Origin of the sequence: Saccharothrix sp. ST-888, from assembly GCF_000955975.1 — a bacterium.
Classification (GTDB): domain Bacteria; phylum Actinomycetota; class Actinomycetes; order Streptomycetales; family Streptomycetaceae; genus Kitasatospora.
The window spans coordinates 29,132-42,856 of sequence record NZ_JYJF01000025.1 but is presented as its reverse complement, the minus strand read 5'-3'; the positions used below and the strand labels follow the sequence as shown (position 1 = coordinate 42,856).

Genomic DNA, 13,725 nt, shown 5'->3' with positions numbered 1-13,725 from the left:
CCCTAGCCCCCGCCACCGACAGCCCCCTGAGCACCGGTCAGTTCCTGAGAGCCACCCGACGGCGCGCCCCGAGCCCGCCCGGCCTGCCCGTCCGGCTCACGTCCCGCCTGATGCCCCGCCTGATGTCCCGCCGCAGCGGGGGACGAATGCGGTGCCTCGCGCCGGTGGGCGGTGGGTACTCGGTCGGGTGTTCACGGTGCTGCGGGGGTGGTCGGTCGCGCAGTTCCCCGCGCAGCTGCGGGTGTTCGGTCCGGCGGGTCGGCGGGGCCGGCCCTGCCGTCCAGGTCCAGCAGGACGGCACCGTGCGCGCACATGAACGACATGATCGGCGCGCCGTTGGCCCGGTCCCAGGCGAACATCGTGCGGACCGAGGCGGCGGTGTGCACGAAGAGCTCGGCCGGTCGGTCCGCCCAGGCGACGGTCTCCCGGTACACCTCGGCGGGCTCGGGCAGGATCACCACGACATCCAGATCGGAGGTGGCGGTGCCCTGCCCCCGGGCGGTCGATCCGCCGAGGAAGGCTGCTACCGCCTCGGGGAATCGTTCCCGCACCAGTGCGGATGCGGCCTCGACCGGTTCGTTCATGGTGTGATTCTGCATGGCGTGATCCTGCCGGACCGGCCGTCCGCCCGCAGCCGATTTCAGGCCGGGGCCCCGCTCAGCGGCAGAGTACGTCCTGGCCTGGGCGGTGACCGTCGAGCAGGAACTCCGTCACCGCCCGGTCCCCGCAGGCGTTTCCGTTGGCGAGGTAGGCGTCGTGGCCGCCGGAGTCCACCGCCACCATCCGTGCCCGCGGGCCGAACGCCGCACGCAGCTTGAGCGCCCCGCTGTACGGGGTCGCGGGGTCGCGCAGGTTCTGCACCAGCAGCACGTTCGACGGACCGTCGGGCGTGATCCGGGTCGGTGCCTCGGCGGGCGGGGTGGGCCAGAACGCGCAGGGCATCACATTGACCGGCATCCCGGCGGTGAGTGGGTGCGCGGCCCGGTCGGCGGTGACCGTACCCTGGTAGTCCGCGGTCGGACCGGGCCAGGAGACGTCGTTGCAGAGCGTCCCGACGGAGGCCGCGACGGTGTTCTGCTGCACGGCGTCCGGCGGCCCGCTCGGCGCGGGCAGGTCCGTGCCGTGGAGCGCGGCCAGCATCAGGGCGGCCAGCCCGGGGAACCCCGCGTCGGAGTACAGGCTCTCCAGCATCGTCTCGCGCAGCACGTTGCCGGTCAGCCGCTCCGGGTTGGCGCGGGGCCGGGGGATCGGCTCGCGGTCGAGGCGGTCCGCGAGGCCGAGGAAGACCTGCCGGACCTCCTGCGGAGTGTCGGCGATCCGGTACGCGCTGCCCGGCGTGGACGCGAAGCGCGCGAAGTCGGGGAAGCGGTCCTCGGCACCGACCGCGAAGTTCGCCAGCCAGCCCCGCTCGACCCGGCTCGGGTCGGGGTCGTCGTTGCTGTCCAGCACCACCCGGTCGGTGTGCTGCGGGAACATCGTCGCGTACACCGCGCCCGCGTAAGTCCCGTACGAGACGCCCCAGGTGGACAGCTTCCGCTCGCCGAGGGCCTGGCGGATCCGGTCGATGTCCCGGGCCTCGTTGCGGGTGCTCATGCTGCGCAGTACCGGCCCGCCGTTGGCCGCACAGGCGGCGGCGATCCGGCGCTCGCTGTCCATGGCACGGGTGATGCCGCCGTCGGGGGCGGGCCACGGGCGGAGGTTGACCATCGCCAGGTCCTCGTGCGCCAGATCGCAGCTGACCGGAGTGGAGCGGCCCACCCCGCGCGGGTCGAAGCTGACGATGTCGTACGCGTCCCGGACCGCCTGCGGCAGCCGCTTCACGGCCTCCGACGGCCCGTTGAGCCCCGAACCGCCCGGCCCGCCCGGGATCATCAGCAGGACGCCACGACGCAGGTCGGGCCGTCCGCTCGCGATACGGGAGACGGCGACCGTGATCTGCTCGCCGTGCGGGCGGCCGTAGTCCAGCGGGACCTGGACGGTGGCGCACCGCTGGCGCGGATCCAGGCCGTCGCTCTGACAACTTCCCCAGGAGACCGCGCTGTTGGCGTCCTGCGTGCCCGGGGTGGCCTGCGCGCTCGGGGCCGTGAGTGACAGGACGGCGGTGGCGGCGGCCAGCGCGGCCGCCGTACGGTTGATGATCGGCATGCCGAGCAGTCTTCTGCACCGGACCGGATCCACCCATCCGGTCAGCAGGCCGGTGTGGGGTGGGGATAGCCCTACTGCTCTGCCACCAATTGTTTCTGACTTGTCGTCGGCAGGGCTCGACGGCGTGGGCGGGCCGCTCCCAGGCAGACTCCGAGGCCGACCAGGGCGGCTCCGGCGAGCTGGCCCGCCTGCAGGGCGCCGGTCCCGAGGACCGCACCCGACAGTGCGGCCGTCACCGGGATCAACCCCGCGAACAGCCCGGCCCGTTCGGGCCCGAGCCGGGCCAGGGCGGCGTACCAGAGCAGGAACGCGACACAGGTCAGCAGCACCGCCAGATACAGCAGCGCGGCCAGCTCCGGGCCCGTCGGCCGGCGCAGCAGTGCGGTGCCGTCCACGGCCAGACCGGCGAGCGCGAACATCGGCACCGCGAGCACGGTGGCGTACGCCGAGGTCCGGACCGGCCCGAGCCGCGGCAGCAGCGGCACGGCGACCAGCGAGAACGCCGCCTCGCAGCCGAGCGTCCCCAGCGCGTACAGGAACCCGGCTGTGCTCCCGGTGCCGAACCCCTGCGCGACCGCCGCGCCGAGCACCACCACCCCGGCCGCCGCGACCAGCCGCAGCCGCGGGCGGCGCCGTTCGAGCAGCGGGCCGAGCACCGCCATCAGCAGCGGTGCACAGCCGACCAGGCTGCCCACCGCCGCCGGATCGGTGTGCCGCAGCGCCTGCACCATCAGCACGTTGAAGCCGAACAGCCCGGTCGCCGCCAGCACCGTGAGCCGTCCCAGTTCGCGCAGGTCCGGGCGGGGTGCCGGGCGGCCGGCGCTCGGCCGCGCGGCGACGGGCAGCAGGATCAGGGCGGCCAGCAGATAGCGGACGGCCTGGCCGCCGAAGAGCGGGTAGTCGGCGAGCCGGGCGGTGACCCCGGTCGAGCAGCCGAGCACGGTCATGGCGGTCGCGGCGCGCAGCGTGCCGCCGGGGGAGGGAGAAGCGGGCATGTCTGTCACGCTAGGAGCGCAGGTGGTCCGGCGGACAGGTCCACTCGACAGGCCCTGCAGAGGACCACTTCCGCTCCGGGCGACCCCCGGGGCGGGGAGCCCGCCCGATCGGCCGCCCACGCGGAACGGGAGACACCCGTGCCGTGCCGGCCGTCCGGTGCGCAGGCCGCCGCGCCCCACCCGGGTTCGCGCACGCGGCCGATCGGGTAGCGCCCCGGTGCCCCGAGAGCCCGGTGCCCCGAGAGCCCGGTCCCGGAGAGGGTGCGCGACCCACCGATCTTCCGAAGCCGTCCCGCCGTAGGAGTCCTTGCATGCGCGATCTGCTCGTCACCGTCGACCACGCCGCCGGCGACCTCACCGGGCAGCTGACCCGCGCCCTGCGGCAGGCCGTCCGCGACGGCCGGCTCGCCGCCGGCACACCGCTGCCCGCGACCCGTGCGCTCGCCGCCGACCTCGGGATCTCACGCGGCGTGGCCGTCGAGGCGTACGCCCAACTCGTGGCCGAGGGCTACCTGGTGAGCCGGCACGGCTCCGGTACCCGGGTCGCGCCCGGTATCGCCGTGCCCACTGCGCGGACCGCGCCCGCGCCGCGCCGTCCCGCCCCCGCCTACGACCTCAAACCCGGGACCCCCGACCTCGCGGCCTTCCCCCGCACCGCCTGGCTGACCGCCACCCGGCAGGCCCTCACCGAGATCCGGCACGCCGACCTCGGCTACGGCGACCCGGCCGGACTGCCGCAGCTCCGCGCCGAACTGGCCTCCTACCTCGGCCGGGTCCGGGCGGCGGCGGTGCAACCGGAGCAGGTGATGATCGTCAGCGGCGTCGCCCAGGGCCTCACCCTGCTCATCGGGATGCTCGCAGCCAGGGGGCACCGCAGGGTGGCGGTCGAGGACCCGTGCTCGCCCGGCGCGCTGGAACTGCTCCGGGCCCACGGCGCCGAACCCGTCGGCATCCCGGTCGACGACCAGGGCATCGACGTCGACGCGCTCGCCGCGAGCGGTGCGCACGCCGTCCTGGTCACCCCGGCGCACCAGTACCCGACCGGCGTCGTGCTCTCCCCGGCCCGCCGCTCAGCCCTGGTCAGGTGGGCCCGTGAGCAGGACGGACTGGTCCTGGAGGACGACTACGACGCCGAGTTCCTCCCCAGCCTCCGGCCGGGAGGCGCCCCGGTCGGCTGCGTGCAGGGGCTGGCCCCCGACCGGGTGGTGCACCTGGGCTCGCTGAGCAAGTCCCTGGCACCGGGACTGCGGCTCGGCTGGGCGATCGTCCCGGCCGCGCTCGCGGCGGACTTCCGCGCGGCCAAGCGGTACGCCGACCTCGGCACCGGCGTCCTCGACCAACTCGCTTTCGCCGGACTGCTCGCCACCGGCTCCTACGACCGCCACCTGCGCACTCTCCGCCCCCGCTACCGCAGCCGCCGCGACGCGCTGGCGACCGCGCTGCGCCGCACGCTCCCCACCGCCGAGGTGCGCGGAGTCGCCGCCGGACTCCACCTCTACCTGGACCTCCCGGACGGCGTCTCGGAGGCGGCCGTGGTCGCGGGCGCGGCCGCGCGCGGCGTACGGGTCGAACCGGTGGCCCGCATGCGGCTGAGCCCAGGCGGCCCCGCACTGGCCCTCGGCTACGCGGGCCTGACCGAAGGACGGCTGACCGAGGCCGTCGAACTCCTCGCGGCGGCGGTGGCCTCCTCGTAGCGGCCGGTCGGGGGCGCTCAGGTGAGTGGCGGCTCAGGTGAGCGGGGGATCCTCGGTCAGCTCGTCCGCGAGGAGGTCCATCAGCAGTCCGTCGTGCCAGCTGCCGTCGGAGGCACGTTCGTAGCGCCGCATGACGCCGACCGGCCGGAAGCCCACCTTGCGGTAGCAGGCGATGGCCGCCGCGTTGTCGGCCGCCGGGTCGATCACCAGCCGGTGGAAGCCGTGCTCGGTGACCAGATGGCGGGCCAGCGTCCGGACGGCGTCCGTTCCGAGGCCGTGGCCGTGCACCTCAGGGGCGAGGAAGACGTCGATCCCCGCGTGCCGGTAGTCCGGTTCGTTCTCGGCGTGCCACTGGATCGCGCCGACCACCCGCCCCCGGTACTCGACCGCGAGCGTGACGGTGCCCGGATCGGCGAGCGCCTCGGCCACCTCGCCCACGAGGTCCGTGCCGCCGCGCCAGCGCGCGAACACCTCGGGGGTCGCCCGGATCTCGGCGAGCAGCGGGATGTCCTCGTCGGTGGCGGGGCGCAGCGTGACAGCCGTGCCGTACAGGGTCCTCTGCATACCCGGAGGCTACCCGCCCGGCCCGCCGCGCCGGTGGGGCCCGGGGCCCGGGCCGGAGCTGCGCTGCCTCCTCAGCCCGCGCCGCCCGCCGGTTCCGGACGCTCCTGCACGGCCCAGCTGTTGCCGTCCGGGTCGTCGAAGAAGATGAACGAGTTCCAGGGGCCGCCGTGCCCGTCCTGCTGGACGCCGTCCGCGAAGTGCTTGACCGCGCTGACCTCCACGCCGCGTTCGGCCAGCTGGGCCCTGGCGGCCTCGACGTCGGTGACCACCAGTTGCAGGCCCTTGAGCGAGCCGGGTACGCCCTGCGGCAGCCCGGTGCCCACCGTGATCGAGCAGCCCGAGCCGGGCGGTGTCAGCTGGACGACGCGGAATTCCGGGCCGAGCTGAGTGTCGATGTCCACGTTGAACCCGACCTGCTCGCTGTAGAACCGCTTGGCCCGGTCCACGTCCGAGACGGGCACCACCACCACTTCCAGCTTCCAGTCCATGCTGCATCGCCCTCTCTGCGGGCACCCGAGGATGCCCGGCCGCCCGGGTCGGTCGAGTTCTCGGCCAGTATCGGTCCGGGAGGCGGGACCCGCCCCTCAAACACCCGAGTACGGCTGTCCCGGAGCGGGCGGCTTCGGTGGCGCCGCCCACCCCTGAAGCGTGAGGTCACGCCAACTAGCGTCAAAGTCAAGGTAGTTGTACGTGGAAAGCGCGAGCTTGCCGATCACGGCGAAGGGCTACGGTGTGTATCCGAACGCCTATGCATCCTGGGGAGTTGCCGTGCGCTTCAGTCCGTTCCCGCCCGCCGTGATCGCCATCGCCGCCCTTGCCGCCGCCAGCGCGCGCCACCGGCGTGGTCCGCCCCGGCCGCGCCCGGCGACTCCCGGCCGCTCATCGCCCGGCTGGGTGCGGGCGAGCGTGATCGACTGAGCGATCTGATGCAGCGTCAACTCTTGGCGGGCGACGGTCGGCCGCAGGGGCTGTGGGAGGAGCGTCCGAAGACCATGTCGGCGTACGTGGGCGACGCCTTCGACGGCCGGGCCGACTTCTTCCGGGCCTGTCTGCCCTGACGGGCCCGTCCGCCCTGACGGGACTCACGTGGTGGTCGGGTCGAGGGCGGGCTCCGCGCCGTCTGCCGCGAGGTCGGCGGCCGGGTCGGCGGCCGGGTCTGCGGGCGGGTCGTCCGCCGGGGCCGGGCTCGGGTCCGCGCTCGGGGTCGCGGCGGCGCTCCGGTCGGTGCTCGCGGAGGGGGATTCGGAGTCGGGCGGGGAGATGGGCGGCGAGGCGGAGGGCGCGGCCGAGGGGGACTCCGTCGGGACCTCCGTCACCCGCTCGACCGGTGCCGTCGGGTACCTTCCGTCCGCGCTGCCGAACCGGGGCCAGTGCCCGGCGCCGACGAGGTAGCCCGAGAGGAACACGGCTACGGCAAGCGCCAGCCCGAGGACGGCGGCGGCAACGACGGTGAATCGCGTGCTCATGCCCACATGCTAGGGATGCTCACCGTAATCGCCCGACAACTAACCGTGAGACCTCCCGAGTCGGGGGCTCTGTCCCCCCACGTGCGCCCGGCGCGCGCAACTTCCGCCCCCCTCGCCGCCAGTTTGAAGCCGGCCCGACTGCGGTCACCTGCCGCGATTCCCGGGCGCGCGGGGGACTCGGATAGCCTGAGGGCACGATGAACTGCTTCACAACGCCATGGGGTGAGTTCGACCTCACCCGCTTCCCCGAGGACCCCCGCGACCGGCTTCGTGCCTGGGACGCCGCCGACGAGTACCTGCTGCGGCACCTCAAGGGGATCGATGGCGAACCCGTCGACCTGACCGGAACCGTGGTCGCCGTCGGCGACCGGTGGGGCGCGCTGGTCACCGCGCTCGCCGAGCACCGGCCGGTGCAGATCGCCGACTCCTTCCTCGGCCAGCAGGCGACCCGGGCGAACCTCGCCCGCAACGGGGTCGACGCGGACGCCGTACGTCTGCTGTCGACCAGGGACACCCCGCCGGACCGGATCGACGTCCTGCTGGTCCGCGTCCCCAAGAGCCTCGCGCTCCTGGAGGACCAGCTGCACCGCCTCGCGCCGCACATCCACCAGGGCACGGTCGTGGTCGGCACCGGCATGGTCACCGAGATCCACACCTCCACGCTCCAGCTGTTCGAGCGCATCATCGGCCCCACCCGCACCTCGCTCGCGGCGAAGAAGGCGCGCCTCGTCCTCTGCACGCCGGACCCGGAACTCCGTCCTGCCGCCAGCCCCTGGCCGAGCAGCTACGCGCTGCCCGCCGATCTCGGTCCGGCCTCCGGGCTGACGGTCACCAACCACGCGGGCATCTTCTGCGCGGAACGCCTCGACATCGGTACCAGGTTCTTCCTGCGCAACCTGCCGCAGCGCCACGGCCACGAGCACGTCGTGGACCTCGGCTGCGGCAACGGCGTGGTCGGGACGGCCGCCGCGCTGGCCAACCCGCAGGCCGAACTGACCTTCATCGACGAGTCGTTCCAGGCCGTGGCCTCGGCCGAGGACACCTTCAGGGCGAACGTCCACGGGGACACCAAGGCGCAGTTCCTGGTCGGTGACGCCCTCTCCGCCGTACCGGCGGGCACGGTCGACCTGGTCCTGAACAACCCGCCCTTCCACTCCCACCAGGCGACCACCGACGCCACCGCCTGGCGGATGTTCACCGGTTCCCGCCGCGCGCTCCGCCCCGGCGGCGAACTCTGGGTCATCGGCAACCGTCACCTCGGCTACCACGTCAAGCTCCGCAGGCTCTTCGGCAACTGCCGAGTCGTCGCCAGCGACCCGAAGTTCGTCATCCTCCGCGCCGTCAGGAACTGACCGCCCGTCCGGCCGCCCGGGCCGCCCGCCCCCGCCGGACCGCCCGCAGCGGTGCGCGGCCCGGCCGGGGGGGGAGGGTCTACCGCCTGTTGGCAGGGTTCGACCGGAGTACGGCGAACGCGAGGGTGGCCACCGCCAGACATGCCGTCATCGTCGGCCAGGAGCCCCGCAGGGCCGCCACCGCGGTGAGCGCCGAGTGCCCGGCGGCCACCGCCACCAGGTGCCGGGGCCACCCGCCCGTCCTGGACCGCGACGGGCGGACGGCCGCAACGGCGGCCCAGCCGCACAGCCCGGCCCAGACGAGGAACGCGCCCGCCCACACCGCGCGCGCCACCCGGGACGGGGAACTCCCCTCCAACTCCCCGAACAGGCCGCCGAGCGCGGCGAGCACGACGGTGACCCACAGGACGGCAACCGCCTCGATGCCCAGCACTGCTCGCAGTGAGCCGAGTGCCGACTTGCGCATCACGATCCCTCGTTCTCTTCCCGTACCGCGGATGGTTCGGCCCGCTCCGTCGGGGCGCCTCCACCAGGCCCACTCCGCCTGCACAATCCGGTCGAACTCAAGCACACTCGACCAAACTTCGGCCAAATGTGACGCCAATTTTTCTATGGCCTGACCGAGATCTGTCCGAACGATCCGCCCTCACCAGTCCGGCCTCGCCTCCGGATGCAAGGGCCGGTCGTTCGGCGGCAGCGCGGGCCACCGCCACCGTGGCCGTCACCGTGAGTCCGGATCAGGGCGCCGGGGTGAACACGAGTGAGGCGTTGTGGCCGCCGAAGCCGAACGAGTTCGTCAGCGCGGCGGTCAGCCGGCCCCGCCGGGGCTCGCCCGTGACGATGTCCAACTTCACCTGCGGATCGAGAGCGTCGAGGTTCACGGTCGCGGGGATGACGCCGTCGCGGAGCGAGAGGATCGCGGAGAGGGCGCCCATCGCCCCGGCGGCGCCGAAGAGGTGACCGGTCATCGACTTGGTCGCGGTGACGGCCGGGTGCAGGCCGATGGCCTCGGTGATCGACTCGGCCTCGGTGAGATCGCCCATGGGGGTGGAGGTCGCGTGGGCGTGGACGTGCTCGACGGCGAGCGGGGACAGGGCTGCGGAGGACAGTGCCAGCCGCATGGCGCGGATCTGGCCGTCGGGGTGCGCGGCGGTGATGTGGTGGGCGTCCGAGGTGACGCCGGCCCCGGCGAGGGTCGCGTGGGCGCGGGCGGCCCGTGCGGCGGCGAACCCGGCGCGCTCCAGGACGACCACCACGGCCCCCTCGCCGATGACGAAGCCGTCGCGGTCGACATCGAAGGGCCGGGAGGCCTGCTGGGGCGCGTCGTTGCGGGTCGAGTGCGCCCTGGCCTGGGCGAACCCGGCCAGTGGCAGCGGGCAGATGCAGGCTTCGGTGCCACCCGCCACGACCACGTCCGCCCGGCCGAGCCGGATCAGGTCGAGGCCCATCGCGATCGCCTCCGCGCCCGACGCACAGGCACTGACCGGGGTGTGGGCGCCGCCGCGAGCCCCGAGGTCGATGCTGACCCACGCGGCGGGACCGTTGGCCATCAGCATCGGGACGGTGTGCGGGGAGACCCGCCGCACGCCGGACGATTCGAGCACGTCGTCCTGGCCGAGCATGGTCAGCGCGCCCCCGGTCCCCGTACCGATCACCACGGCCAGCCGCTCCGGATCGACGCCGGGCGACCCCGCGTCGGCCCACGCCTCGCGGGCGGCGACCAGCGCGATCTGCTCGCAACGGTCCATCCGGCGGGCCTGCACCCGGTCGAGGACCTCGCTCGGCTCGACCTTGAGCCTGCCCGCGATCCGTACGGGCAGATCGGCCGCCCACTCCTCCTCGATCGCACTGATCCCGGACTGCCCGGCGAGCAGCGCGGACCAGGTCGAGGCGACGTCTCCGCCGAGCGGTGTCGTGGCCCCGAGACCGGTGACCACCACGTTGTCGGAATCCGCACTCATCGGTGAACCCCCTTTGTGTGAGATGTACAACTCCCCGCACCGAAGGTTGGGCGGGGATGTCGGCTCGTCCGCCACTCTGTCAGGGGATTGATGGGGGATCAGGTGCTGACCTCCACGGAGTCGGGCGCTCGGGAATTGTAGGGTTTCGCCATTCATCGTCGAGTCCGCTTCTGCGATACCTCGCCCCGCCGGGGGTTTCTGAGGCAGGGCGTCCCGAGTGGTCATGCCGCGAGAGTGGCGCAGCCGTCGTGCCCGGCGCTTCGGCCGACGGGCCGCGCGGCCCGTCGTGGCTACGGGGCGTCAGCCGGGGCGACCTCGTCGCGCAGCACGCTGTACCGCACGACGTCCCGCCACCGCCCGTCCCGGAACGCGATGCTGCGCAGCACGCCCTCCCTGGTGAACCCGGACTTCTCCAGTGCGCGCTGCTCGGCGAGGTTCGCCGTCTCGGTGTCCGCCTCGATCCTGACCACCGGGGTGTGCGCGAACAGGTACCGGACCAGCAACTGCTGGGCCCGCGTGCCGATACCGCGTCCGCGCGCCTGCGGCAGCAGTTGGGCTCCGACGTTCCAGCAGTACGAGTTCCGCGAGGTCGCGATCCGCCGCCACGCCACGAAGCCGTGCACCTCCGCGCCGCTCACCACCATCAGCCGGCCGTCGTCGTCCGACAGCAGTCCGTTCTCCGCCCACTGGCGCCGCCAGCGGCCCGGATCCGACCAGCCGTACCACTGGAACGGCCCGGTCGCCGTCGGATCCAGCAGGAACTGTTCGAGTATCGGCAGGTCGTCCTCGTGCACCGGACGCAGCATCACGGAATCATCGCTCACCGGCATCACCCTAGCGCCCAACTCCATTCGCCGGGGCCGTGGTTGAGGGAGAGTTCGCGGGTCGTCCACGGGCTCCGCAGGCGAAGGTTTAGACAGTGTCTACTGCCGCCTGGTAGACAGTGTCTATGGAACCTGAGAACTCCCTGCGGGAGCGGCTGGTCGACGTCGGGGTGGACCTCGTGATGAGCGAGGGAGCCGCCTCCCTGGGGCTGCGCGAGATCGCCCGCAGGGCAGGGGTGTCGCACGGCGCCCCCCGCCGGTACTTCCCCACCCATCACGCCCTGCTCTCCGCGATCGCCCACCGGGGATTCGCGGACCTCGGGGCCCGCTTCGCGGCGGCAGCCGACGCCACGGCCCCGCCGCGCGCCCAACTGCAGGCTATCGGGCGGGTGTACGTCGGCTACGCGCTGGAACACCGGGGCATGTTCGAGCTGATGTTCCGCCACGATCTGCTCGACAGCGAGCGGCACGGATCGGACCGGCCACGGCTCCGGGAGTCGACGCTCCCGCTCTTCGAGCTCCTCGTCGGGCTCGTCACCCGCCACCGGGCGGAGCGGGATGCCGCACACCGGCCCGGCCAGGACGCTGCCGCCGAGCCACCGCCGGCCGTGACGGTCGCCGCCCTCTGGTCGAACCTGCACGGCATCGCCCAGCTCTGGGCCTGGGGCAGCCTCCAGCTCGTCCTGGATTCCGCGCCGTCGGACGGTGCACCGGTTGCCACCCGGCCGGGCCCGGCCGACCGGCTCGACCAGCTCGTCACGGCGGTACTCGACACCCATCTCGGCCCGGTGCACGCGTGACCGCAACTACCCGGCGGCGCCTGGCACTTCTGGTCAGCGTGGCCGGTGCGATGCTCGTCGCGCTGGACGGCACGGTACTGAGCGTGGCGCAGCCCAGCCTGCAACGCGACCTCGGCGCGAGCACGGCGCAGGTCCAGTGGACCAGCACCGGCTACCTGCTGGCGGTGGCCGCACTGCTGGTCATCGCCGGACGCCTCGGCGACCGGTACGGGCACCGGCGGCTGCTGTTCACCGGCGTACTGGGCTTCGCGGCAGCCTCGGCCGGTATCGCGCTCGCGCCCGGAGCAGGCTGGGTGATCGCCCTGCGCGCCGTCCAGGGCGTGTTCGGCGCACTCCTCCAGCCCGCGACCCTCGCGCTGCTGCGACTGACGTACCCGGCGGACCGGCTCGGTGCGCCGGTCGCCATCCGTACCGGCGCGATCGGGGTGGCCGCAGCGGCGGGCCCGCTGCTCGGGGGTGTCCTCGTCGCGCACCTGGGCTGGCGTTCCGTCTTCATGGTCAACGTCCCGGTGGCGTTCGTGATCGCCGCGCTCACCCTTGCCGTACGGACGCCGGCTCCGCCGAGGGACGGATCCCGGCAGCTCGACCTCGCCGGCGCGGCACTGCTCGCCACCGTGCTCGCGTTCCTGGTGCACACCCTGGCCGACGTACCGGAGCGCGGCTGGACCGGCGCACCGACGCTGCTCGGACTGGCCGCCACCGCAGGTCTCGCGGCGGTGCTGGTGATGCACGAAAGCCGTGCCGAGCACCCGATCGTGCCGTCCGCCGTGGCACGGTCGGTACCGGTGACGGCGTCGATGGCACTCCTGCTGGTCACCACGGGTGGCATGTTCGGCGCACTGTTCGTGGCCACGTTCTTCCTGCAGGACGTCCTGGGGCTGGACCCGACCGGCACCGGCCTGCGGGTGCTTCCGCTGACCGCGCTGATGGTGCTCGGCGCGCCGGTGGCCGGTGTCGCGCTGCGCCGGTACGGTCCGCGCCGCACCGCGACCACCGGTACGGTCCTGGTCGTCCTCGGTATCGCGACACTGTCCCGGCTCGGCCCGACCAGCGGCTGGCCGGCGATCGGGGTGGCCTTCGCCCTGCTCGGCGCGGGGTTCGGCACCGTGATGGTGACCGCCACCGGAACCGTCGTCGGCGACGCGCCGCCGGGCTACGAAGGGATGGTCGGCGGGCTCAAGCAGACCGCCATGAACGTCGGCCCGACCTTCGGCATCGCCGTCGCCGCCGGTCTGACGGTGCTCGGGCCGTCCGCCGCCGGCTCCCCGGCCACATCGATCCCGGGCATGGGCACCGCCCTGCTGGCCCTCGCCGGACTCGCCGCCCTCGGCCTCCTCCCGGCGCTGCTGCTGCCCCGAGGCCGGACCGCCGGGCAACAGGCCCGACGAGACACCGTCTCTGACGCAGCGTCAGCTGGTGCTCCGCAGGCGTCGGCCGACTGCTCCCGGACCGGACTTCGGGCCCCGGTCGCGGGCGAGGCTGTCCGTCCGGACCTGTGAGGGTGCCCAGCTCGCGCCGACAGCCCCTCCGATCGACCGGCGACGAGGGCTCCGCGACGCGAAGGTCAGCGCGAGCACGATCGGACCCCACGGCATCGCCCCACTCGTGCACACCCGGGACAGTGCCAGCCACCAGCCGTTGCGGTACGCGACCTCCTCGACCTGTGCCTGTTTCGCGTGGCGGGTGAACCTCAGCTCTTGACGGCCTCTGCGATCTGGAGGGCGGTCTGGGCGGGCGTGAGGTGTGTGGTGCCGACGACCTCGGCCTCGCTGTGCAGCCACGTGCGGGCCGCCTCGGCGTAGGGCTCGAGGTATTTGAGACGGAATGGGGAGGGGCCAGGAAGAGTGTCGCCCTCGATGCGCCCGCGGAGGGTGTCCTGGTCGGCGTGGAGGACGAAGTGCCGTACCGGAATGGCATGTTGCGC

At 73.5% G+C, this 13,725-nt stretch carries 15 protein-coding genes; 6 read left to right on the top strand and 9 right to left on the bottom strand.

The genetic code is table 11. The features are described from left to right. Positions 1-191 precede the first annotated feature (191 nt). The 3 genes from UK12_RS11625 to UK12_RS11615 form a co-directional block, all read right to left on the bottom strand. Positions 192-599: a nucleotidyltransferase domain-containing protein gene (locus tag UK12_RS11625; RefSeq protein ID WP_052681808.1), complete on the bottom strand. Its 408-nt coding sequence runs from the start codon at positions 597-599 to the stop codon at positions 192-194. A gap of 58 nt (positions 600-657) precedes the next feature. After that, positions 658-2,145, bottom strand: coding sequence for an alpha/beta hydrolase (locus UK12_RS11620; protein ID WP_045302572.1), 1,488 nt, complete (start codon positions 2,143-2,145; stop codon positions 658-660). A 71-nt stretch (positions 2,146-2,216) separates the two neighbouring features. Then, the gene (locus tag UK12_RS11615; protein WP_052681807.1) at positions 2,217-3,140 is read right to left on the bottom strand and encodes a DMT family transporter; all 924 of its coding nucleotides are present in this window, start codon (positions 3,138-3,140) and stop codon (positions 2,217-2,219) included. Positions 3,141-3,451: 311 nt separating this feature from the next. Here UK12_RS11615 and pdxR point away from each other — a divergent pair, with 311 nt between their 5' ends. Next, positions 3,452-4,834 carry a MocR-like pyridoxine biosynthesis transcription factor PdxR gene (gene pdxR / locus UK12_RS11610; RefSeq protein ID WP_045302570.1) on the top strand — a complete coding sequence of 461 codons (1,383 nt, stop codon included), beginning with the start codon at positions 3,452-3,454 and terminating at the stop codon, positions 4,832-4,834. Between the two features lie 33 nt (positions 4,835-4,867). Here pdxR and UK12_RS11605 read toward each other — a convergent pair whose 3' ends face one another. Then, positions 4,868-5,398 carry a GNAT family N-acetyltransferase gene (locus tag UK12_RS11605; protein WP_045302569.1) on the bottom strand — a complete coding sequence of 177 codons (531 nt, stop codon included), beginning with the start codon at positions 5,396-5,398 and terminating at the stop codon, positions 4,868-4,870. A gap of 71 nt (positions 5,399-5,469) precedes the next feature. After that, a complete protein-coding gene (locus tag UK12_RS11600; protein ID WP_045302567.1) occupies positions 5,470-5,886 on the bottom strand; it encodes a VOC family protein in 417 nt (138 codons plus the stop codon). 202 nt (positions 5,887-6,088) lie between these two features. Between UK12_RS11600 and UK12_RS39600 the strand changes: the two genes are divergently transcribed. Both UK12_RS39600 and UK12_RS44355 read left to right on the top strand, forming a co-directional pair. Continuing rightward, entirely contained in the window at positions 6,089-6,316 is a 228-nt protein-coding gene (locus UK12_RS39600) for a hypothetical protein (RefSeq protein WP_156178668.1), read from the top strand. Positions 6,317-6,324: 8 nt separating this feature from the next. Continuing rightward, the gene (locus UK12_RS44355; protein ID WP_269432009.1) at positions 6,325-6,456 is read left to right on the top strand and encodes a hypothetical protein; all 132 of its coding nucleotides are present in this window, start codon (positions 6,325-6,327) and stop codon (positions 6,454-6,456) included. A 24-nt stretch (positions 6,457-6,480) separates the two neighbouring features. Here UK12_RS44355 and UK12_RS11595 read toward each other — a convergent pair whose 3' ends face one another. Continuing rightward, positions 6,481-6,864: a hypothetical protein gene (locus UK12_RS11595; RefSeq protein WP_045302565.1), complete on the bottom strand. Its 384-nt coding sequence runs from the start codon at positions 6,862-6,864 to the stop codon at positions 6,481-6,483. A 197-nt stretch (positions 6,865-7,061) separates the two neighbouring features. On the opposite strand from UK12_RS11595, the gene UK12_RS11590 reads away from it, so the two are divergent. Continuing rightward, the gene (locus UK12_RS11590) at positions 7,062-8,216 is read left to right on the top strand and encodes a methyltransferase (protein ID WP_045302563.1); all 1,155 of its coding nucleotides are present in this window, start codon (positions 7,062-7,064) and stop codon (positions 8,214-8,216) included. A gap of 79 nt (positions 8,217-8,295) precedes the next feature. Here the strand turns inward: UK12_RS11590 and UK12_RS39595 are convergent, their stop codons facing one another. The 3 genes from UK12_RS39595 to UK12_RS11575 form a co-directional block, all read right to left on the bottom strand. Beyond that, positions 8,296-8,682, bottom strand: coding sequence for a hypothetical protein (locus UK12_RS39595; RefSeq protein WP_045302559.1), 387 nt, complete (start codon positions 8,680-8,682; stop codon positions 8,296-8,298). A gap of 271 nt (positions 8,683-8,953) precedes the next feature. Then, on the bottom strand, positions 8,954-10,177 hold the full coding sequence (locus UK12_RS11580; protein ID WP_045302557.1) for a beta-ketoacyl-[acyl-carrier-protein] synthase family protein: 1,224 nt from the start codon (positions 10,175-10,177) through the stop codon (positions 8,954-8,956). 290 nt (positions 10,178-10,467) lie between these two features. After that, positions 10,468-11,001: a GNAT family N-acetyltransferase gene (locus UK12_RS11575; protein WP_045302624.1), complete on the bottom strand. Its 534-nt coding sequence runs from the start codon at positions 10,999-11,001 to the stop codon at positions 10,468-10,470. 125 nt (positions 11,002-11,126) lie between these two features. On the opposite strand from UK12_RS11575, the gene UK12_RS11570 reads away from it, so the two are divergent. Both UK12_RS11570 and UK12_RS11565 read left to right on the top strand, forming a co-directional pair. After that, positions 11,127-11,801 (top strand): TetR/AcrR family transcriptional regulator, encoded by a 675-nt coding sequence (locus UK12_RS11570; protein ID WP_045302556.1) that lies wholly within the window; start codon positions 11,127-11,129, stop codon positions 11,799-11,801. Then, the gene (locus tag UK12_RS11565; protein WP_197084760.1) at positions 11,798-13,300 is read left to right on the top strand and encodes an MFS transporter; all 1,503 of its coding nucleotides are present in this window, start codon (positions 11,798-11,800) and stop codon (positions 13,298-13,300) included. Before UK12_RS11570 ends, UK12_RS11565 begins: the two co-directional genes overlap by 4 nt. Positions 13,301-13,725 lie beyond the last annotated feature (425 nt).